The organism is Tabrizicola soli (assembly GCF_015999335.1).
Classification (GTDB): domain Bacteria; phylum Pseudomonadota; class Alphaproteobacteria; order Rhodobacterales; family Rhodobacteraceae; genus Tabrizicola; species Tabrizicola soli.
Genome location: NZ_JAEACP010000018.1, coordinates 97,315 through 116,420, shown reverse-complemented (window position 1 = coordinate 116,420; position 19,106 = coordinate 97,315). Strand labels below are relative to the sequence as shown.

At 65.6% G+C, this 19,106-nt stretch carries 24 protein-coding genes and 1 tRNA gene; 6 read left to right on the top strand and 19 right to left on the bottom strand.

Going from position 1 to position 19,106, the window contains the following annotated elements; translation table 11 throughout:
* Positions 1-108 precede the first annotated feature (108 nt).
* The 3 genes from I7S92_RS16930 to I7S92_RS16920 are packed head-to-tail and all read right to left on the bottom strand — an operon-like array spanning position 109 to position 1,320.
* On the bottom strand, positions 109-558 hold the full coding sequence (locus tag I7S92_RS16930) for a hypothetical protein (RefSeq protein ID WP_197646533.1): 450 nt from the start codon (positions 556-558) through the stop codon (positions 109-111).
* A complete protein-coding gene (locus I7S92_RS16925) occupies positions 548-1,072 on the bottom strand; it encodes a hypothetical protein (protein WP_197646531.1) in 525 nt (174 codons plus the stop codon). The genes I7S92_RS16930 and I7S92_RS16925 overlap by 11 nt, the downstream gene beginning before the upstream one ends.
* Positions 1,069-1,320 carry a helix-turn-helix domain-containing protein gene (locus I7S92_RS16920; RefSeq protein WP_197646529.1) on the bottom strand — a complete coding sequence of 84 codons (252 nt, stop codon included), beginning with the start codon at positions 1,318-1,320 and terminating at the stop codon, positions 1,069-1,071. The genes I7S92_RS16925 and I7S92_RS16920 overlap by 4 nt, the downstream gene beginning before the upstream one ends.
* 95 nt (positions 1,321-1,415) lie before the next feature.
* Here I7S92_RS16920 and I7S92_RS16915 point away from each other — a divergent pair, with 95 nt between their 5' ends.
* From I7S92_RS16915 to I7S92_RS16905, 3 genes are read left to right on the top strand one after another with little or no spacing between them, the layout of a single operon-like run.
* On the top strand, positions 1,416-1,718 hold the full coding sequence (locus I7S92_RS16915; protein ID WP_197646527.1) for a hypothetical protein: 303 nt from the start codon (positions 1,416-1,418) through the stop codon (positions 1,716-1,718).
* Positions 1,719-1,749: 31 nt separating this feature from the next.
* Entirely contained in the window at positions 1,750-1,989 is a 240-nt protein-coding gene (locus I7S92_RS16910) for a hypothetical protein (RefSeq protein ID WP_197646526.1), read from the top strand.
* Entirely contained in the window at positions 1,986-2,231 is a 246-nt protein-coding gene (locus I7S92_RS16905) for a hypothetical protein (protein WP_197646524.1), read from the top strand. Before I7S92_RS16910 ends, I7S92_RS16905 begins: the two co-directional genes overlap by 4 nt.
* 1,199 nt (positions 2,232-3,430) lie before the next feature.
* Here I7S92_RS16905 and I7S92_RS16900 read toward each other — a convergent pair.
* A tRNA-His gene (locus tag I7S92_RS16900) sits at positions 3,431-3,507 on the bottom strand.
* A 143-nt stretch (positions 3,508-3,650) separates the two neighbouring features.
* Between I7S92_RS16900 and I7S92_RS16895 the strand changes: the two genes are divergently transcribed.
* Positions 3,651-3,869 carry a DUF6324 family protein gene (locus I7S92_RS16895; RefSeq protein ID WP_197646522.1) on the top strand — a complete coding sequence of 73 codons (219 nt, stop codon included), beginning with the start codon at positions 3,651-3,653 and terminating at the stop codon, positions 3,867-3,869.
* Positions 3,870-3,926: 57 nt separating this feature from the next.
* Here the strand turns inward: I7S92_RS16895 and I7S92_RS16890 are convergent, their stop codons facing one another.
* The 4 genes from I7S92_RS16890 to I7S92_RS16875 all read right to left on the bottom strand — a co-directional run bounded on the left by I7S92_RS16890 (position 3,927) and on the right by I7S92_RS16875 (position 6,536).
* A complete protein-coding gene (locus I7S92_RS16890; protein ID WP_197646521.1) occupies positions 3,927-4,388 on the bottom strand; it encodes an MmcB family DNA repair protein in 462 nt (153 codons plus the stop codon).
* 302 nt (positions 4,389-4,690) lie between these two features.
* A complete protein-coding gene (locus I7S92_RS16885) occupies positions 4,691-4,993 on the bottom strand; it encodes a hypothetical protein (protein ID WP_197646519.1) in 303 nt (100 codons plus the stop codon).
* 57 nt (positions 4,994-5,050) lie between these two features.
* Positions 5,051-5,773: a proteasome-type protease gene (locus I7S92_RS16880; protein ID WP_197646517.1), complete on the bottom strand. Its 723-nt coding sequence runs from the start codon at positions 5,771-5,773 to the stop codon at positions 5,051-5,053.
* Positions 5,774-5,831: 58 nt separating this feature from the next.
* Positions 5,832-6,536: an endonuclease/exonuclease/phosphatase family protein gene (locus tag I7S92_RS16875; protein ID WP_197646515.1), complete on the bottom strand. Its 705-nt coding sequence runs from the start codon at positions 6,534-6,536 to the stop codon at positions 5,832-5,834.
* A gap of 41 nt (positions 6,537-6,577) precedes the next feature.
* Here I7S92_RS16875 and I7S92_RS16870 point away from each other — a divergent pair, with 41 nt between their 5' ends.
* Positions 6,578-7,228 carry a DUF2238 domain-containing protein gene (locus tag I7S92_RS16870; RefSeq protein ID WP_197646513.1) on the top strand — a complete coding sequence of 217 codons (651 nt, stop codon included), beginning with the start codon at positions 6,578-6,580 and terminating at the stop codon, positions 7,226-7,228.
* 98 nt (positions 7,229-7,326) lie between these two features.
* Here I7S92_RS16870 and I7S92_RS16865 read toward each other — a convergent pair whose 3' ends face one another.
* The 6 genes from I7S92_RS16865 to I7S92_RS16840 form a co-directional block, all read right to left on the bottom strand.
* Positions 7,327-8,037, bottom strand: coding sequence for an aspartate/glutamate racemase family protein (locus I7S92_RS16865; protein WP_197646511.1), 711 nt, complete (start codon positions 8,035-8,037; stop codon positions 7,327-7,329).
* Positions 8,038-8,040: 3 nt separating this feature from the next.
* Entirely contained in the window at positions 8,041-8,793 is a 753-nt protein-coding gene (locus tag I7S92_RS16860; protein ID WP_435532921.1) for an ABC transporter ATP-binding protein, read from the bottom strand.
* Positions 8,794-8,796: 3 nt separating this feature from the next.
* Entirely contained in the window at positions 8,797-9,579 is a 783-nt protein-coding gene (locus I7S92_RS16855) for an ABC transporter ATP-binding protein (RefSeq protein ID WP_197646508.1), read from the bottom strand.
* The gene (locus tag I7S92_RS16850) at positions 9,576-10,583 is read right to left on the bottom strand and encodes a branched-chain amino acid ABC transporter permease (protein ID WP_197646506.1); all 1,008 of its coding nucleotides are present in this window, start codon (positions 10,581-10,583) and stop codon (positions 9,576-9,578) included. The genes I7S92_RS16855 and I7S92_RS16850 overlap by 4 nt, the downstream gene beginning before the upstream one ends.
* Positions 10,584-10,587: 4 nt before the next feature.
* A complete protein-coding gene (locus I7S92_RS16845) occupies positions 10,588-11,457 on the bottom strand; it encodes a branched-chain amino acid ABC transporter permease (RefSeq protein WP_197646505.1) in 870 nt (289 codons plus the stop codon).
* 86 nt (positions 11,458-11,543) lie between these two features.
* Positions 11,544-12,731 carry an ABC transporter substrate-binding protein gene (locus I7S92_RS16840; protein ID WP_197646502.1) on the bottom strand — a complete coding sequence of 396 codons (1,188 nt, stop codon included), beginning with the start codon at positions 12,729-12,731 and terminating at the stop codon, positions 11,544-11,546.
* A gap of 169 nt (positions 12,732-12,900) precedes the next feature.
* Between I7S92_RS16840 and I7S92_RS16835 the strand changes: the two genes are divergently transcribed.
* A complete protein-coding gene (locus I7S92_RS16835) occupies positions 12,901-13,611 on the top strand; it encodes a GntR family transcriptional regulator (protein WP_197646500.1) in 711 nt (236 codons plus the stop codon).
* Positions 13,612-13,632: 21 nt separating this feature from the next.
* On the opposite strand, the gene I7S92_RS16830 is transcribed toward I7S92_RS16835, so the two are convergent.
* The 5 genes from I7S92_RS16830 to I7S92_RS16810 all read right to left on the bottom strand — a co-directional run bounded on the left by I7S92_RS16830 (position 13,633) and on the right by I7S92_RS16810 (position 19,036).
* The gene (locus I7S92_RS16830) at positions 13,633-14,346 is read right to left on the bottom strand and encodes an ABC transporter ATP-binding protein (RefSeq protein WP_197646498.1); all 714 of its coding nucleotides are present in this window, start codon (positions 14,344-14,346) and stop codon (positions 13,633-13,635) included.
* Positions 14,339-16,081: a branched-chain amino acid ABC transporter ATP-binding protein/permease gene (locus I7S92_RS16825; RefSeq protein ID WP_354001343.1), complete on the bottom strand. Its 1,743-nt coding sequence runs from the start codon at positions 16,079-16,081 to the stop codon at positions 14,339-14,341. Before I7S92_RS16825 ends, I7S92_RS16830 begins: the two co-directional genes overlap by 8 nt.
* On the bottom strand, positions 16,074-16,907 hold the full coding sequence (locus I7S92_RS16820) for a branched-chain amino acid ABC transporter permease (protein ID WP_197646496.1): 834 nt from the start codon (positions 16,905-16,907) through the stop codon (positions 16,074-16,076). The genes I7S92_RS16825 and I7S92_RS16820 overlap by 8 nt, the downstream gene beginning before the upstream one ends.
* 67 nt (positions 16,908-16,974) lie before the next feature.
* The gene (locus tag I7S92_RS16815) at positions 16,975-18,135 is read right to left on the bottom strand and encodes a substrate-binding protein (RefSeq protein WP_197646494.1); all 1,161 of its coding nucleotides are present in this window, start codon (positions 18,133-18,135) and stop codon (positions 16,975-16,977) included.
* Positions 18,136-18,196: 61 nt separating this feature from the next.
* A complete protein-coding gene (locus I7S92_RS16810; RefSeq protein WP_197646492.1) occupies positions 18,197-19,036 on the bottom strand; it encodes a nitrilase family protein in 840 nt (279 codons plus the stop codon).
* Between the last annotated feature and the right edge of the window lie 70 nt (positions 19,037-19,106).

The window sequence follows — 19,106 nt, the reverse complement described above, 5'->3', positions numbered from 1 at the left end:
TTCGGAAAGAATGGCTTCAGGCGCTCCATTTGCGCCTCGGACAGCCAGTAGAGGTTGCTCATCGGTCAGGTCTCCTTGCGAGGCCTGAATCACGCGAACCGCCCGAAATCAATGGGTCTGGAGCCTAACAGCCGACCGCATAATCCAAATCGCCTGTGCCATCGTCCAAAGCATGAACATGACCAATGAGGATCCCAGAAGGACAGCGATCAATTTCATATCCCACGGGTCCATCTCGTCCCGAACAAACGACCAGATACCGAACATTCCAGCATAGCCCAAGGTTACAACGAAATTGTTGTAGGTCTGCGCCTTGTCGAAGACCCATGCTTGGTTGGCGAGAAGTCTCTGATCGTACTTTTCGCGGTGCAGCGCATGTTCGGATATAAGAGCGTCATGGTTATCCAGCCAGCGTTGCGCCTCCAGAATTCGGTTGCGAAACCGTAGGTCATCCAGTTCGGCGGCAAGGCTTCTTGCGCCGATTCGGCGCAGATAGTCGGCAAGCTCCGCGTCGTGTCGGTCTTCTGCCTCACGCTTGGCCGCGCTGTTATCGTTCATAGGTTGTTCCCGCGCTCTTGCTCGCCTTCAGTTCTTGCCATACGTCCAGAGCCCGCCGAAGCAGATCGTCAACCTTGGAGATGGCGCCGTCAATTTCCTGGTCTGTTATGGCGTCCGTGTAAGCTCTCCAATCCGGCGCGCCCTTCGGGCCGACGTCTCGGAAGTACTCGCAAGTATGGCTTTCCCCAGGCGGGTGGGTATGCCATGCACCGTGAACTGCCATGTGACGCACATACAATTCGCTCTCGATCTCGGAGACGATGCCCACCAAGATTTTTCCGATGTTCGGTTTAATTTTGCCCGCCGCATCTTTGGCTTCAGAAAGCAGGTCGCGGTTGACCTTGCGAATTCGCATCGCTCTTTGGAAATCCGGTTCGTCGGACACGTCGATCCCTTGCCCGAGCAGAACCACGTGCCAAAGGACTTTTTCAATGTGGGCGCAGGTCTGGGCGTACACCCCGAGGCGGTAAAGAAATCCCTCGGAAAGCATGCCTTCAATTATTGTGGCCGTCATGACTGCGCTTTGCCCAGCGCCACACCTGGCCCAGAGGCTACCTGTCCGCTTTCGAGGAACTGCACCCCTTGGGCTTCAAGGGCCTTGCGGATGGCGGCTTCATTCTCGCGGCTCAAGGTGCGCGTCCGACCGCTTTCGAAAGAGCGCAGGGTGTCCTGAGAGACTGCCGCCGCGTCTGCCAGTTGCGCCCCCGTCCAATCAATCAGCATTCGGGCTGCCTTGCACGTGCCCCGGTCCAAAGCGTTCATTAATTACACTCCAAGTGTAGTATATTACACGCCATGTGTTGACACCTAGCGTGTATGCATCTACATACTATGTGTAGCGAATGGGAGCAACAGCCATGACCATCAACCGCAAGGAAGTCTTTCGTCTCGCCTGGGTCTGGGCCAAACAGGACCAGTGGGGCGCCCGCGCCCCGGCCTCTGCCCTTCGCGGTTACTTCCGGGCCGCCCTGGTGCGCGCGTGGGCGGATGTGAAGCGTCAGGCAGCCTACCGTGCCGCCCAGCGCGCGGCCTTCGCCTCGGCCCGTCCGGCCGAGGAAATCCGCACCGATATCCGGATGCTGGAATGCAAGGACCGGCTGGCCGGTGCTGACTGGCAACGCCTGGACGCCCTGCGCGCCGAGCTGCGCGCCGTAGCCTGATCCATCCACACTCAACCAAGGAGACTGACCTATGCCCCTGCCCCTTTCCGAGGGAAAGCCCTCAGCTGGCCCTTTTCATGCCAAGGTCACTGCCATTTCACTCTATGGCGTCATTCGGGCGGCTGCGACTGCGCACCTACAGATTGACAGCGACACGGCCCCAGAGGGTTCCGATCTGATCCGGAACGCGGTTGATGGGATGCTTGAGGCGGCCGAGAAACTGGCGAAGCAACTGTCTGAAGCCCTGGACGCTGCGGAGGATGCACGATGAGCCGACCATCCGATGAGCCCGGCCGCGCTGCCTATTACCGCCTTTGCGCCCACGTGCGGCGGGTACAGGATGAGGCCTGCGACCTCGATGCGCTGATTGAGGGCCTGGTGATCCTCAAGGACCATGATAAAGGCGCCAATGCATTTGAAGCGGTGCTGACCATCGCGCAAGCAAAGGCCTTCGCGATCTTCAACGCCCTCGATTCGGCAAATCTGCCTAAGCTCGATCCGCCGCCCGCGTGACCGCCAGAACCCCGCGCCCCACCTTGGGCAAGGGGAAGTGTGGCGCGCCATACCCCAAGGGCAGAGCCGTGAAGTCCATAACAGCCGGAGAAGTCCAGAGGGTGCGGGCAATCCGCGCCCCTTTCCTTTCTGCGGGTCCTTCCGCCCTGCTTCAGTATACGGGTCGGCGAGGCGTGTTGACTTATTCGTTGCACCTTTCGGAAAGGGTGCAACTTTGGCCGGATTTCCTGCACTTGCAACGGTTGCGCAACCGACCGGCCGCGCGGCCTGTCTCCATGGGTATGCCTCGGGTCCTTCCTGGCCTCCCCGTGTATACGGGTCGCGGATGCGCATATGTTGCCGCGCTGTAAACTTGACGCGAAGCCTAAACTTCCGGTCCCGCTCGCCCGAGCTGCGCGCCTGGTGGTGGAATCGAGACCCTGTGTTTGCCGGCGCACTATCCGCCCAGCGCCTAGCCTGGCCATGATTTGCGGCCGGTTTCAGCCCGAAGTGGCTCAAGCGAAGGGGATGGGGGGGGGGGCGAAAGTCTGGAATGAGGGGGATCTGGGACCGGCGAGGGAAGCCATTCGGGGTTTTATTTCCGGGTAAGGTGAGTTTTCGCCAAGTCCTCGATTTTCTGCAATTTTTTCGTCGTAGGGGGGTACGCGATTTCTGGCCTTTCTGGGCTAAACTCGGCCTAGAATGCCTCATTTTTTCCGGCTCTGGCCCAGCCTAAACGAGCGGAACCTAGTAAAATCAATGGCTTGATGGGTTACAAGGTCGGTCCGATCTGTAACCTGTTTTGTAACCTGTAGAGGGGTAAATTATGTAATGAATACAATTCATTACATATGTCGGTTACAAAGTTACAAGGTTACACGGGTTTTGCCACTCGCCAGCGATCACCAAAGCCACTTGCCAAGCCCGATCCCTCCTTTTCGCGTAGAGGCGAAAGATCGAAATTTTGCGCCACAGAGTTCCCCCTGCGCCTTCCCGGCGCGCGGGGTGTTGTTCCTCTTGGCCTGCCCGTGCCCGCGCCCTCGGCCTTCGCACCCATCCCATTGCAGAGCGTCGATCCAGGGCCTCAGCCCGGCCGATGTGATCAGCGCCCGCTGCTTCGGGAAGGGTCTTGCCGGTACGAAATCGCGTCCCGTGGTAGCCCGGTGGTAGCCACGAAAACCAAAGGGCTCAGACCTGGCGGTCTAAGCCCTTGATTTTAATGGTACCGCCTCCCCGGCTCGAACGGGGGACCCCCAGATCCACAATCTGGTGCTCTAACCAACTGAGCTAAGGCGGCACTCGGGGGCGATTTAGCCCCGCGCCCCCCGGATTGCAAGCGCCTTCGCAAGGCTTTCCGGCCCGCCCCGCCCGGGGAGGGCGATTTTTCTTGCACCCTGCCCGGCCGACCGTTACGCCGCCGCGGGAACGTGGAGAATGGCCATGGGCATCAACTCACCAAGCGAGATCGCGGCGAACCTGCAGATCGGTCCGACCGACGCCGGCATGGTCCGCATCTATGTCGAGGCCGAGGGCGGGATCGAGCTGCCGCTGGACTTCGACCCCGAAGAGGCCGAGGAAATCGCCGAGGAACTGCGCGCCGCCGCCGAGGCCGCGCGCGCGATGGGGGCGAAGCCGGCGGGCAAGCCGAAGAAACGCTGATCGGGGGAGCAAATTCCTTCGAAGGAATTTGCAAATCTTTTCGAAAAGATTTGCGGCTCAGCCCGCGAATCCCGGATCGCGCAGGCCCTGCAGCCGCCCCGCCGCCGCACGGGCGAAGGTCCGCAGCACCACCTTGCGCCGCGCGCCCGACAGGGGGGCCTCGGGCGCCATGCGCACCACCTCGGCGTCATAGGGATCGGCCAGGATCAGCCCGGTCTCCTCGGGCAGGAGATCGACAGGGAAATCCGCGTCCACCGCCCAGAAGAAGCGGTCGCACCAGTCGAGATAGCCCTGCCACTTGCGATCCGCGCGGAAATCCGCCCGACCCGACTTGCATTCCACCACCCAGACCTCGCCCTTCGGGCCCAGCGCCATCACGTCGACGCGCAGGCCGGGGCTGGGGATCAACTCCTCGACGCAGACGAAGTCCAGCGCGCGCAGGCCCCGGCAGACGCCGCGCTGCAGCCGCTGGCCCGGCTGGAGGGGCAGTATCTCCGGGAGGCTGACGGGAATGTCCATTGGTCGATCATGAACCAAAGGTGAACATCTGTCCAGCCTTGCGGCCAGCCCCCGCACGCCCTATCTTCAGGGATGGCGGGTGCTGCTCCTCGCGTGCGGGCCAATTTTCCAGTGGCCGATAAGCAAGCGAACGGGGGCTGGCTCTGCCCGGATCCTGGTCCGGGTATCTGGCGCCCACCTGAGACCTCTGGCTCTCGGGAAAACCCCGGCTCTCACGGTTGCTGCGGGCCCGCCACCCGGTGCCGCACCGGAATTTTCGAAAATTCCGGTCCGATTTCTTCGAAGAAATCGGCGCCCGGCTCTCAGCGGCGGGATTTCGCGGCGGCGCGCACGGGCACCAGCGCAGGCTCCCGCGCGGCGTGGCCGCCCTTCGGACCCTCGTCCTCCTCGGCCATTGCCATCACCTTGAAGGCGAACTGCACCGCCGAGAAGACAATCCCGTTGAACACCACCAGCATCGCCGCCGCCACCGGCCCGAGGTCCGAGCCCAGGATCAGATGTCCCACCCCGGCCACGTCCCACCAGACCAGCCCCGCCGTGAAGGCGGCCGAGATCAGGAATCCCAGCGCCACGCTGCGGATGTAAAGGCGGACAAGCTCGGGCATCGCGATCTCCATGGCTCTGGTTCCAAAGCTAGGAGTCCCGGCTGCCTTTGCCAAGCCTCAGATCGAGATGCGGGCGAATCCGTCGCGGAGTGCCGCCGACCAGGCCTCGCTCATCGCGCGGAAACCGGGGTCGCCGGCCTCGATCCGGCGGCGGAAGCAGACCTTGCAGCTGTCGCGCTCGATCACCACCAGGTCCAGCGGCATCCCCACCGAGAGATTGGAGCGCAGCGTCGAATCCATCGACAGGAGTACCGCCTTCTGCGCATCCGCCAGGCTGGTCGCGGGCTTCACCACCCGGTCGAGGATCGGCTTGCCATACTTGTGCTCGCCGATCTGCAGGAAGGGCGTGTCCTCGGTCGCCTCGATGAAATTGCCCTCGGGGTAGATCAGGAACAGCCGCATCCCCTCGCCCCGGCGCTGGCCCGCGACGATCAGGCTCGCGCTGGCGCCCTGCATCGCGGAGAGCTTCTGGTCCACCTCGGCCCGGACCTCGGCCAGCCGGGCGCCGACGATCTCGGCCACCTTCAGCATGGTGGGGGCCAGCATGATGCTGGTCTCGGGCGTGGCGTCGTCGTCCTCGATCGCCTCGCGCAGCTTGGCCAGCGTGGTCTGCGTCACCGACAGGCTGCCAGCCGTCATGATCGCAATCACCCGCTCGCCCGGCTCCTCGAAGGTGTAGAGCTTGCGATAGATCGAGATATTGTCGAATCCGGCATTGGTGCGCGTGTCCGCCAGCAGCACCATGCCCTCGTTCAACAGAAGCCCGACGCAATAGGTCATTCCGGCATCCCCCTCGCCCGCAAGCCTATTGCCCCCGCCGCAGGACCGCAACCGCCCCCTACAACAGCCGCAGCTCGGCCAGCAGCGGCAGATGGTCCGAGGGCTGCACCCCCTTGCGCCAGGGCACCGGCAGGGGCTCCAGCCCCAGGTCGTGGCTATGCGCGATCCGGTCCAGCGCCAGCCGCGGCGCGCGCGAGGGATAGGTCGGCGCCGCCTCCATGAGCTGGAAGGCGCGCGCAAGGCGGCCCAGCCCCACCCGGCGCGAATATTCGTTGAAGTCGCCGAGGATCACCGTGGGGCGCGGCGGATGGTGCAGCACCGCCTCGCGCACCGCGTCCAGCTGCTTGCGCCGGGACGAGCGCAGCAGGCCCAGGTGCAGCGCCACCAGCCGCAGCGCCACCGGCCCGTCCAGATCGGCGATGACCGCGCCCCGCGGCTCGAATCCCGGCAGGTCCAGCCGCTGCAGCCCGGACAGATGGAAGCCGGGCCGCGCCAGGATCGCATTGCCATGCCAGCCGATGCTGGAGGCATTGCGCCCGATCGGCAACGGCACCAGCCCGGTCCGTTCGGCGATCACGTCGCGCGGCAGGGCCGAGGGCCGCAGACCCAGCCGGAAATCCGCCTCCTGCAGGGCAACCAGATCGGCGCCCAGGTCCGCGATCCGGTCCAGCACCCGGTCTGCGTCCCGGCGCAGGTCGGTCCCGAGGCCCGCCCGGATATTCCAGGTCGCCACTTTCAGCGATGGCTTTGATTCCCGCGTCATGATCCCAATATAAGGATCGAAGCCTCCAGCCGGAACGCCAGATGCCCGCGCCCTCGCTTCTTGTCCTGAACGGGATCCGCCTCTTCCTGACGGTCGAGATGCTGATCGCGCTGGTGCGCGGCACCTGGCTTGCGGTCTTTGTCGCCCTTTCGGCCCTGGTCCTGACGGCCCTGCCGCAGCTTCTGGCCAGCCGGGTCCGGCTTTTCCTGCCGAACAGCTTTCTGGCCGCCATCGCGCTTTTCGTGCTGGCGACGATCTACCTTGGCGAGATGCACGATTTCTACAACCGGCTGTGGTGGTGGGACCTGGTGCTGCACGGCACTTCGGCGATCGGCTTCGGCATCCTGGGCTTTCTGCTGATCCTGATGCTTTTCGAGGGCGACCGCTACGCCGCGCCCCCTTGGGCGATCGGCGTGCTGAGCTTTTGCGCCGCGATGACCGTGGGCGCGCTGTGGGAGATCTTCGAATATGCGATGGACCAGCTTTTCGGGCTGAACATGCAGAAATCGGGGCTGGACGACACGATGAGCGACCTGATGGTGGACGCGGTCGGGGCGGGTCTCGCCGCCCTGGCCGGGGCCGCCTACCTGAAGGGCCGAAGCCTGGGCTTCGGCGTGGCCTTCGACAGCTTCATCGACGTGAACCGGCCCCGCTTCCGCAAGCTCCTGCCGCGCCGGGGGGCAAGGAAGTAGACTGCGGCGGTCGCGGCCCGCATCGGACGGACCGGGTCCGGGGCGGCCTTCGTGACGTATTCCTGCTGTGCGATCGGCGCGCGCGCAGCGGGCGGGGTTCATGCCGTCGCGCGCAGTTTCTGCACGGGCGGCGGGGCATAGCCGCCGAGGCGAGAGGTCTTCAGGCCGAGGCCGACCATCGCCTCGGCCAGTTTGACCGCGCAGGTGACGCCGTCGAGCACCGGCAGCCCGTGTTCCGCCGCCAGCCGCCCCGCCAGATCGGCCATTCCGGCGCAGCCGAGGACGATGGCTTCGGCGCGGTCTTCGGCCAGGGCGCGGCCGATCTCGGCGCTGATCCGGTTGCAGGCGTCCGAGCCGGGATGCTCCAGCTCCAGCACGGCGACCTCCGAGGAGCGCACGCGGGCGCAGCGGGTGGCAAGGCCGTATCTGTGCAGGTTGTGCTCCAGCGCAGGGACGGAGCGGCCCAGCGTGGTGACGACCGAGAACTTGTTCGCCAGCATCGCGGCGAAGTGATAGGCGGCCTCGCCGATGCCGATCACCGGGCGGTCGGTCAGGCAGCGCGCGGCGTCGAGGCCGGTGTCGTCGAAACAGGCGATGATCACCGCGTCGAAGCCGGGGGTGGTCTGGATCAGGTGCAAGAGGCCGGGGACGCTGAGCGCCTCGTCGTAGTAGCCCTCGATGGAGACCGGGCCGCTGGCCGGGTTCAACGCGAGGATCTCGGTCCCCGGACTGGCCGCGCCCCGGGCGGCAAAGCCGATCTTCTCGGTCATCGAAGCGGTGGTGTTCGGGTTGATCACCAGTAGGCGCATGTTCTAAAGCTCCCCGCCCAGATAGGCGGCCTTGATCCGGTCGTCGTGCATCAGGTCCTTCGAGTTGCCGGACAGGACGACCTGGCCTGTCGACAGGGCATAAGCGCGGTTCGAGATCGACAGCGCCATCCGGCTGTTCTGTTCAACGAGGAGAACCGACACCCCCTCGTCCCGGCTGATCGCCACGATGGCGCGGGCGATGTCCTGCACCAGCTTCGGCGCGATGCCGAGGCTCGGCTCGTCCAGCAGCAGAAGCTTCGGCTTCGCCATCAGCGCGCGACCGATCACCATCATCTGCTGCTCGCCGCCCGAAAGCGTGCTGGCCTGCTGGGTGAAGCGTTCCTTCAGGCGCGGGAAGCGGGTCAGGACGCTGTCCAGCGTCTGCTCGATGCCCTGCTTGTCGGTGCGGGTAAAGGCCCCCATCAAGAGGTTGTCCTTCACGCTCATCAGCGGGAAGACGCGGCGGCCCTCCGGGACCATGGCGATGCCGCGCTTGACGATCTCGGCGGCGGGGCGGCCGTCGATGCGGTCGCCGAGATAGCTGATCGTGCCGGACTTGATCTTGCGCAGCCCGGTGATGGCGCGGAGGATCGAGGATTTCCCGGCGCCATTGGCTCCGATCAGGGCGACGGTCTCGCCCTCCATCAGGTCGATGGAAACGCCTTTCAGCGCGTAGACGTGGTCATAATACAGCTCGACATTGTCGAAGCTGAGCATCTTGCGGGCGGGTTCCAGTTTGGTCGCTGTCTGGGTCATCATTCACATCCCGATGGCGGCGTCTTCGCTGCCGAGATAGGCCTCGATCACGCGGGGGTTGGCCTGGATCTCGGACGGCGAGCCCTCGGCGATCTTCTCGCCGAAGTTGATGCAGACGATCCGGTCGGAGATCTTCATCACCGCCGGCATGTCATGCTCGACCAGCAGCACCGTCAGCCCGCGTTCGTCGCGCAAGCGGCGGACCAGGGCGACCATCCGCATCGTCTCGTCATGGTTCATGCCCGCGAAGGGCTCGTCCAGCAGGATCACCTCCGGCTGGGTCGCCAGCCCGATGGCCATTCCGAGAGCACGCAGATGGCCCTGCGGCAGGTTCGAGGCCAGCTCGTTGCGGATCGCCTGCAACCCGAGGAAATCGATGATGTCGTCCGCCGACTTCCCGAACTCCGCCTCGTCCGCCTTCGCTTGAGAAGACCCGAAGAAGAACCCCAGCAGCGAAGCCTTCGACCGCAGGTGATGCGAGACGATGACGTTCTCGCGCACCGTCATCGACTTGAAGATCGTGGTCTCCTGAAAGGTCCTGACCACCCCCATCCGCGCCACCTTGTGCGGTGGCAGGCCGGAGATTTTCGTCCCCTTGTAGATCACCTCGCCCGTCGTCGGCGTGACGAACCCGGCGATCTGCTTGAAGAGCGTGGATTTCCCCGCCCCGTTCGGCCCGATCACCGACAGGATCTCCTGCGGGGCGACGTCGAAGCTGATGTCGTTGTTGGCGGTCAGCCCGCCGTAACGTTTGGTAACGTTCTTCACCTGCAGGATCGGAATCATTTGCGGCCCCCCTTGCGGTCGAGAAGGCTGAGGACGCCGTTCGGCAGGACCAGCATCAGCGCGATCAGCGCCCCGGAATAGATCAGGAGCTGGTATTGCTTGGCGACCGACAGGAGGTCCCAGCCGAAGTAGAGGAGCAGCGTGCCGAGCATCGGGCCGAAGACATAGCCCAACCCGCCGAGGAAGCAGTAGAGCATGAAGTTCACGCTGTCCTGCACCACGAAGGAGGAGGGGTAGATCGACTGCGAGATGGCGACGAAGATCGCCCCGGCCAGCCCGCCGAAGAAGGAGGAGATGGCATAGGCCAGCACCCGCAGCATCGCGGTATTGACGCCGATGGAGGCCGATAGCTCCTCGTTCTGCTGCAGCGACCGGCAGAGATGCCCGAGGCGGGAATTCACGATGCGCCAGAGGACGAGATAGGTCACGACCATCAGGACGGCGGCCATCAGGTAGAAGGCGAGCTTGGGGTTCGCCAGCGTGGCGAAGTCGGGGATGATGGTCAGGCCGAAGATCGACAGTTCCCCCGGCAGCGGGATCGAGGTGATGCCCTTGGCGCCATTGGTGACTGGGAGCGCAAGGGCGGTCAGCCGGGCGACCTCGGTCAGGACCAGCGTGACCATCGCGAAATAGACGCCGCGCAGGCGCAGGATCGGCAGGCCGATCACGACCGAAACCAGCGCACAGAAGAGTCCGGCCAAGGGCAGCGTCAGCCAGAAGCTGACCCCGTATTGCGTGATCAGGATCGCCGAGACATAGCCCCCGGTCAGGGCATAGGCGCCTTGGCCGATGTTGATCCGGCCGATGTAGAAGGTCAGCCAGACCCCGGCGGCAGCCACCGACAGCAGCGCGACCGACGTGAGCGTGTAGTAGAAGTCCCAGCGCCCGGTCAGGGCGATGAAGGCGGGGACGAGGACGAAGACGGCCAGCAGGAAGGCCAGCACTCCGGCAAGGCGGGTGGTGGAACTGCGCCCTTGCGCGATGGATTGCGTCTGGTCGGTCATGGTCTCACCCCCAGGGCTTGCCCATCAGGCCCTGCGGCCGGATGGCGAGGAAGATCATCAGGGTGACGAAGATCACGAGGTAAGTGACGTCGCCATAGGCGGCCAGCAGGGTCAGGCCGATGCTTTCCATCATGCCGAGAATGAACCCTCCGGCGATGGCACCCGAGATGACCCCGGCCCCGCCGATCATGATCATCAGGAAGGCCTTGATCGAGGTCGGCCCGCCCATCCCGAGGTTGATGCCGGTGATGGTGACCAGAAGCCCGCCGACCAGCCCGGCCAGCATGGCGCCCAGGGCGAAGCCGATCATCGAATAGCGGTCGACGTCCACGCCCATCAGCTGCGCCGCCACCCGGTCCTGCGCCAGGGCCCGCATGGCGCGTCCGGTGCGGGAATACTGCATGAAAAGGATGAAGCCCACGATCAGCGCAATCGCCAGCACCGCGATCAGGATGCGGTCATAAGGCATGATCAGCCGCATGTCCCAGTTGAACACCCCGTTCACCACCTTGGGCACCCCGCGCTGCTTTTCTCCGAACAGAAGCAGGATCACCGCGTCCAGGAAGAAGGCGATCCCCGCGGCCAGCAGCATGGTGGATTCGTCGCGCTTCGACCGGGCGATCACCGGGCGGAACAGGAATTTCTCGATCAGCGCGCCCATCACCGCCAGCACCACTGCCGAGGCAATGAGACCGACGATGAAGGGCAGCCCCAGCTGGGCGACGACGGTATAGGTCACGAAGCCGCCGAAGACATACATCTGCCCGTGGGCGAAGTTCAGCACGTTCATCAGCGAGAAGATCAGGGTCAGGCCAAGCGCGATCAGCGCATATTGCGCGCCGAGATAGAGGCCATTGGCAAGGATCTGTTCCATGGGCGCGGTCCTGTGCAGAGGAAACGGCGGGGCCCGGACCGGGAAAGGCATATCCGGCCCCGCCAGGACAATGCAGGCGTCTGCGCTCAGTCGACCTGGGCGACGAAGAGCGTTTCGAACTTGCCGTCCTTGTACTCGTTAACCACCAGCGGCACCGAAACCTGCCGCTTCTGCCCGAAGGAGGACGTGCCGACATAGGTCAGCTTCGCGTCGCCGACCATGAACGGGTTCGGCGCCTCGAACGTGTCCATGGTCTTCTTGAACTCCTCGACATTGTCGATCGCCGCCGGGTTCGCCTTCAGCGTCTCGACGATGTATTCCAGCGCATAGACCTTGGTGTTCGACTCGTCGTTGTATTCGCCGAACATGTCGGTGTAGCGCTGCACGAATTCCTTCATCGTATCGCTGGCCAGCTCGGGCGTGGACGCCCCGCCGACCGAGATGAAGCCGTTCGCCAGCTCGCCCGCGCCTTCGGCCAGCACGGCGGCATCCTGCGCGGTCTCGGTGGAGATGAGCCCGGTATAGCCCAGCTCGCGGGCCGAGCGGATCAGCTGCGGCGCGTTGGCGGGCGAGACGCCCGACAGGACCAGCAGGTCCGGCGCGGTCTGGATCACCGGGAGAAGGACCGGGGTGAAGTCGGTGGTGTCCATCTGGTAGGTCACGCTGTCCGACACGACCTCGAGCCCCAGTTCGCGGGCGGCGGCGGCACCCGAGTCACGCTGGCTCAGCGGGTCGGATTCGTTGCCCGCGACGAAGGCCACCTTCTTGATGCCGTTGTTTTCCATCAGGTATTTGTAGATCGCCGGGCCGGACTGATAATTCGCCACCATCCCCAGGATCGCGTTCGAGGCGGGGGCGGTATACAGCTCCTTCGGGAAGGCATAGGGGAAATACATGATCCCGTTCTGCTCGGCCACCGGGCGGACCGCCGCCGCGCCGTCATCGACGTTGGGACCGACGACATAGTGGATTCCGTCCTGCGCCATCTTCTCCATGCCGGCAATGGCGCGCTTGGGGTCCTTCTGGTCGTCGAAGGGGACTATCTCGATGTCGTAGGTCGTGTCGCCGATCTGGACCCCGCCCAACTCGTTCAGCCAGGCGGCCCGGGCCTCCATCGAACGCTGGTTCGAGATGCCCCAGGCCGCGGCCGGACCCGAGGTGACGCCGACGAAGCCGATCTTCAGCTTGGCATTCTCGGCCCATGCGGCGGTGGTCGTCGTCAGCGCCAGAGCAAGGGACAAGGCCGTGCCCGCAAGGAAATCGCGTCTTTGCATGTTGTGCTCCCTGTTTGTCAGTCGTCGGAATTCAAGTCCGGGACCTCATGATTGAGGTTGGTGTGAACATGATTGTCAACAAAATAGTGAAGCTGCGTCAGCACTCCTGCCCCTTGATGGTTGACGGCAAAGATCGCTAGGCTGCGTCCAACGCGGGAAGGGGCAAGGAATGGACCACGTCACGGTCGCTGCAGAGCATTCCATCCGGGCCGAGGAGCCGGGCGAGGAGGAGATCGTCGACCGGATCTTCGAGGCGATCATCGACCAGCGCCTGCCGCCGGGGACCAAGCTGTCGGAAGCCGCCCTGTGCGAGGCCTTCGGCGTCGGCCGGATGCGGATCCGGCAAAGCCTCTTGCTGCTGGCCAGCCGCCAGGTGGTGGAACTGCAGCCGAACCGCGGAGCCTTCGTCGCCTCGCCCTCGACCGGGGAAGCGCGCGAGGTGTTCGAGGCCCGGCTGATGATCGAGCCGAACGTGGCCAGGCTTGCGGTCGAGCGGGCGACGGAGGCGGATCTGGCCACCCTCCAGCGCCACTTGGCGCTGGAGCACGCGGCGCATCACGGCAGCAAGCGGCGCGAGGCGATCCGGCTCTCGGGCCAGTTCCATGTGCTTCTGGCCGAGATCGCGGGCAATGCGGTCGCGCTGCGCATGGTCAAGGAACTGGTCACGCGGACCTCGCTGATCATCGGCATCTTCGGCAGTCCGGGCGTGTCGAACTGCCGCGACGAGGACCATGACGAGATCTTCGGCACCTTCCGCAACCGCGACCCCGAAGCGGCCAGCCGGGCGATGGTGGCGCATCTGAAGCATATCCAGGACCATCTGGAACTCAGCGGCCCGATGGAGGCCGCAAGCGACCTGGTGGCGATCTTCCGCAGCTAGATCCGGGCCGGAAGGCGCGGATCAGATCTTCAGGTGCTCCATGATCCGCGCATGCGCCGCGGCATCGTTCTCGCCGCTTTCCTGGATATGGCCCAGTTTCAGCACGGCCCAGCGATGCGCCACCGACAGCGCGAAACCCAGGTTCTGCTCGACCAGGAGCACGGTCATGCCGCGCCTTTCGCACTCGCCCAGAAGGGCGCGGGCAATGCGCTGGACGACGCTGGGCTGCACGCCTTCGGAGATCTCGTCCACCAGAAGCAGGTCGGGCTGCAGCATCAGGCTGCGCGACAGGATCAGCATCTTCTGCTCGCCCCCGGACAGGGTTCCGGCCTTCTGGTTCAGCCTTTCGGCCAGGAAGGGGAAATAGCCGAAGACCCGCTCCAGCGCCGGGGCCAGGGCCCGGTCGTCGCGCAGCGCGAGGCGCAGGTTGTCGAGGATGGTCAGGTCCTGGAACAGCGGCAGTTCCTGCGGCGCATAGCCCAGGCCCCTGGCCAAAAGCCGCGCCGGGGTCCAGCCGGTGATGTCCTCGCCGTCCAGGCCCACCCTGCCCTCGCGCAGCGGCAGAAGCCCCATGACCGACTTGAGCAATGTGGTCTTGCCCATGCCGTTCTTGCCCATCAGGGCGCAGATCTCGCCGGCCGGGATCTCCAGGCTGATCCCGGCGATGACATCGGTGGCGCCATAGCCGCTGCGCAGTCCCGCGATGGCCAGTTTTGTCCGTCCCGCCTCACGCATTTGCCGCCCCGGAATAGATCGCCCGCACCAGATCCGAGTCCACGACCTCGCCGACCGTGCCATCCATCACCATCCGCCCCTGATGCAGGACGACGATGCGTTGCGAGACGATGCGGACGAAATCGAGGTCGTGTTCGATCAGGATCACCGCATGGCCCAACTCGCCGCTGAGGCGCTGCAGCACGCCGCCGATCATGGCGCGTTCGGCCTTGGTCAGGCCCGCCGTCGGTTCGTCCAGAAGGATCAGCTCCGGCTCGAGGGCCACCACCATCGCCAGCTCCAGCGCCTGCTTCTGGCCGTGCGACAGCAGCCCGGCGCGCTGGTTCAGCATCCCGTCCAGTCCGGTCAGGCGCAGGATGTCGATCGCCGGGGCCGGCAGGCCGATCCTGCGCGACCGGCGCAAGAGGCTGGGCCGGTCCAGCGACATGCGGGCCAGCCGCAGGCAATCGGCGACGCTCAGGCTTTCGAACACGCTGGCAAGCTGGAACTTGCGCCCAACGCCCAGGCGCACGATCCGCTCGGGCGGCAGGCCGCCGATGTCCCTGCCGAGCACGGTGATGCTGCCGGAGATCGGTTCGGTCCCGTCCGAGAGGCAGCGCATCATCGTGGTCTTGCCCGCGCCATTGGGGCCGACGAGGCTGACAAGCTCGCCTCGGTGCACCTCAAGGTCGATGCTTTCCAGGACATGCAGGCTGCCATAGGACTTGCCGAGGCCCCGCACCGACAGGACCGGCCCCACGGCATCGGCGCGCCGCCTGGTCGGGATGGCGACCAGTTCGGGCGGCGTGCCCTGATGCCGCCGACGCGGGACGAGACCCGCAAGGCCGCGCGGCAGGAACAGGATCATCACGACGAAGATGGCCCCGATCAGCAACTGCCACAGGAAGGGCAGCTCGCCCGAGAGCTTGGCCCCCAGCCAGTCGATCCCCAGCGTCCCCGCGACCGGGCCCAGCAGCGTTCCCCGGCCGCCGAGGGCGGTCCAGATCACCAGCTGGGTGCCGAAGACGAAGCCCGCGATCTCGGGCGCGACCATCCGCGCCGCATTGGCCAGCAGGAACCCGGCAAACCCCGCGACCCCGCCCAGCACCGTCATCAGCAGGATGCGGACAAGCTGCACCCGCAGGCCCAGATAGGCCGCACGCATCTCGTTGTCGCGGATCGCCACCAGCATCCGCCCGGCGTCGGAGCGCACGAAGACCCAGGCGAGGCAGCCGAAGCCGATCAGCACCACGCCGGCCAGCCGGAAATGGTTGGCCGCGCCGAGGGCCAGCGTCGGATACCCCACCAGCCCGCTGGACGAGCCGGTGGATTGGCCGCCCGCAAAGATCAGCTGCGTCATGACGATGGGCACCACCAGCGAGATCACGGTCGCGTAAAGCGGCGTCGCCCCCTGGTGGAACGACAGCCAGCCGACCAGCGCCGCCAGCAGCGTCGGAATTGCGATGGCCAGCACGAAGGCCAGCACGAAATGCTCGGGCGCGCCGCCCAGATGGGTCAGCACCATGGCGGTGGCATAGGCTCCGGCCCCGAAAAAGGCCGACTGGCCGAAGGTCAGGATGCCGGTGAACCCCCACAGAAGATCGACGGTCAGCGCCAGGATCGCATAGATCATCGACCGGGTCAGGACGTTCATCGTGAACCGATCCAGGAACAGCGGCCCGGCCAGGACCAGCACCGCCGCCAGCAGCAGCAGCGCCAGCAGCAGCCCGCGGGATTGCGTCATGCGGTCAGACACCGGCAAATCCTTTCGGGCGCAGGCGCAGCATCAGCGCGCAGAGGACGGCAACGGTCATCCCGCCCAGGATCGGGCTGACATAGGTGCCGACCGCCACCTGCGCCGTCCCGAAGACGATGCAGGCCAGGGCCAGCGCCCGGACCGAGGATCCCGAGACCATCACCAGCATGAAGCAGCCGATCAGCCAGATCACCCCCATGTTCGGATCGACCGAGGTCAGCGGCGTGAGCAGCACCCCGGCGCAGGCCGCCACCGCCGAGCCGAGCATGAATGTCGCCAGCCGCACCCTTGCGGTGTTGATGCCAAGGGCGCGGGCCAGCGCCTCGTTCATGATCACCGCCCGTGCGGTCAGGCCCAGCCGGGTGCGCTCCAGCGCCAGGACGAAGCCAAGCCCGATCGCCAGGGCGATCGCTATGGCGGTCAGGCGATAGGCGGAATAGGCGGTCCCCAGCACGTCGACGGTCCCGGTCATCAGCACCGGGATCATCTGCACGTCGCGTCCGAAGGCCAGCGTGATCAGCTGCCCGATGACGATGCCCAGCCCCCAGGTGGCCAGGATCGCATCCAGCGGCCGGGCGTAGAGCGGCCGCACGACCAGCCGCTCGGTCAGGCCGCCCAGCACGCCGCCGACCACGAAGGCCAGGGGCAGCGCCAGCCAGGGGCTGACCCCCAGCGCGGTCGTGACCACGGTGGCATAGGCCCCCAGGCCCAGCCAGGCGCCATGGGCGAAGTTGATGATCTGGAGAACTCCGAAGATCATGAAAAGACCGGACGACACGATGAACAGCACCGCCGCCGTGGTCAGCGAATCCAGAACCAGGACCATGCACCCGTTCCCGCAAGAGATGACCGAAAGCCCGGGGCGCGCGCGCCCCGGACCGCTCAGCGCGCCGTCAGAGGTCCGGGCACTGCTCGCCCGGATCGACGTCCTTGAAGCTGGACACCACCTTGACCGAGCCGTCGGCCTGGATCTCGCCCAGATACATCGTCATCGGGGCGTGATGCTGCTTTGACATGGCGATGGTGCCGCGCGGGCCGGTGAAGGACACCTCCGGCAGCGCCGCAAGCACCGCAGCCGTCTCGGTGCTGCCCGCCTTCTCGACCGCGGCCTTGTACAGCCAGATCGCCTCGTACTGCGGCACCGACAGGTCGTTGGGCGTGCGCAGGTCGGCGCCGAACTTGGCCTGCATCGCCTCGAGGAAGGTCTTGTTCTCGGCGCTGTCGATCCCGGTCACATAGGAGGCCGAGATGATGATCCCGGCGCTGTCCGCGCCCAGGGTGGCCGCCGTGCCCTCGTCCACGGCAAGATTGCCATAGGGCAGGTCCACGCCCGCCGCGCGCAGCTGCTTGATCAGCGTCACATTCGGCGCGCCGCCCGAGGTCGAGGAGATCAGCGCCTCGGCCCCCGAGGCCCGCAGGTTCGAGATGATCGCCGTCCAGTCGCTGCTCTCCAGCGGCAGGTATTCCTCGCCGACGACCTCGCCGCCCTTCTCGGCGACATATTTGCGGGTGAACTCCAGCATCCCGCGCCCGAAGGCATAGTCGCTGCCGACCAGGAAGAACTTCTTCGCGCCCGCCGCCATGAACTGGTCGACCACCGGCGGGACCTGCTGCTCGGGCACCCAGCCGTTGACGAAAAGGTTCGGGCTGCAGGACCGGCCCTCGTAGAAGGAGGAATAGATATAGGGGACGTTCCCCTCCTCGACGATCGGCAGCCCGGCGTTGCGCGCCGAGGAGACCTCCATCGTGATGATGGCGTCGACCTTGCTGTCGAAGACCAGCGAGTCGAAGGCCGCCTGCGCCCCCGCCGCGCCCGAGGCGTCATCGGCGATCTTCAGCTCCAGCGGCCGCCCCAGGACACCGCCCTGGGCGTTGATCTGCTCGACCGCGAGTTCGGCGGATTGCACGACCGAGGGCGCGACCACGCTGTTGGCGCCCGACAGGCCGACCGGGATCCCGATCACGATCGGCTCGCCCTCCTGGGCAAGGGCCGCGCCGGCCAGAAGACCGGCCGTGCCGACGGTGGCAAGAAGTGCTGCGAATGTCCGTTTCATTTCTTTCCCTGTTTTCTGGTTGCTGTTCCGCCGGCTTCCGGCCGGTTCGTTTCCTGCGCCGTCAGCCGTAGACGTCGGTCCGGCGGTCGCCGAAGACATCGTTCCTTTCGCTGACGGCCCGGTTCCTGGCCACCACCCCGGTTGGGATGGTGGCGATCAGGATCTCTTCGCCATCGGCGCTTGCCGGCCCGGCCAGTTGCCAGCCGTCCGCCCCGATGATGACGCTGTTGCCCAGGAACTCCTGGCCGCGCTCGGTGCCGATGCGGTTGGCGCAGGCGATGGGCAGGCCGTTGCTGTGCGCCGCCGCGCGGTGCAGGATATTGGCCATGATCTCGGCCCCGGCGGGCTGGCTCGGCATCGGCACCCAGTTCGTCGGCACGCAGACCAGATCGCAGTTCTCGCGCGCGAGGTGGCGGAACACCTCGGGAAACCAGCCGTCATAGCAGATCACCACGCCGAAGCGCCCGACCGGCGTGTCGAAGACCGGCAGGCCCAGGTTTCCGGGCCGGAAGCTCAGCTTCTCGCGGTTCCACAGGTGCAGCTTGCGAAAGGTGCCGAGATGGCCCGAGGGGCCGCAGATGATCGCGGAATTGTAGACCGTGCCTTCATGCAGCTCGTTCATGCCGCTGACGATGTACAGACCCAGCTCTGCTGCCAGAGCGATGAGCTTCTGCGACGGAGGTCCTTCGGGAATGGGCGAGGCAAGCGCCCGCGCCTCCTCGGGCGAGTCGAAGTTGTAGCCGCTGTCGGCCAGTTCCGGCAGCACCACCAGCTCGGCCCCGCGCGCCGCCGCGGCGCGGATCAGCCGCTCCATCGCGGCCAGGTTCGCCTCGACCTTCCCGACCTGCGGTTCGAACTGCAGGCAGGCCACGGTCACGGTTCCGGGATTCTGATTGGTCAAGGCGGTCCTCCAAACGCAAAAACCCCCGGCCGCGGAATTCACCGCGCAACCAGGGGGCTCTCCAGCCGAT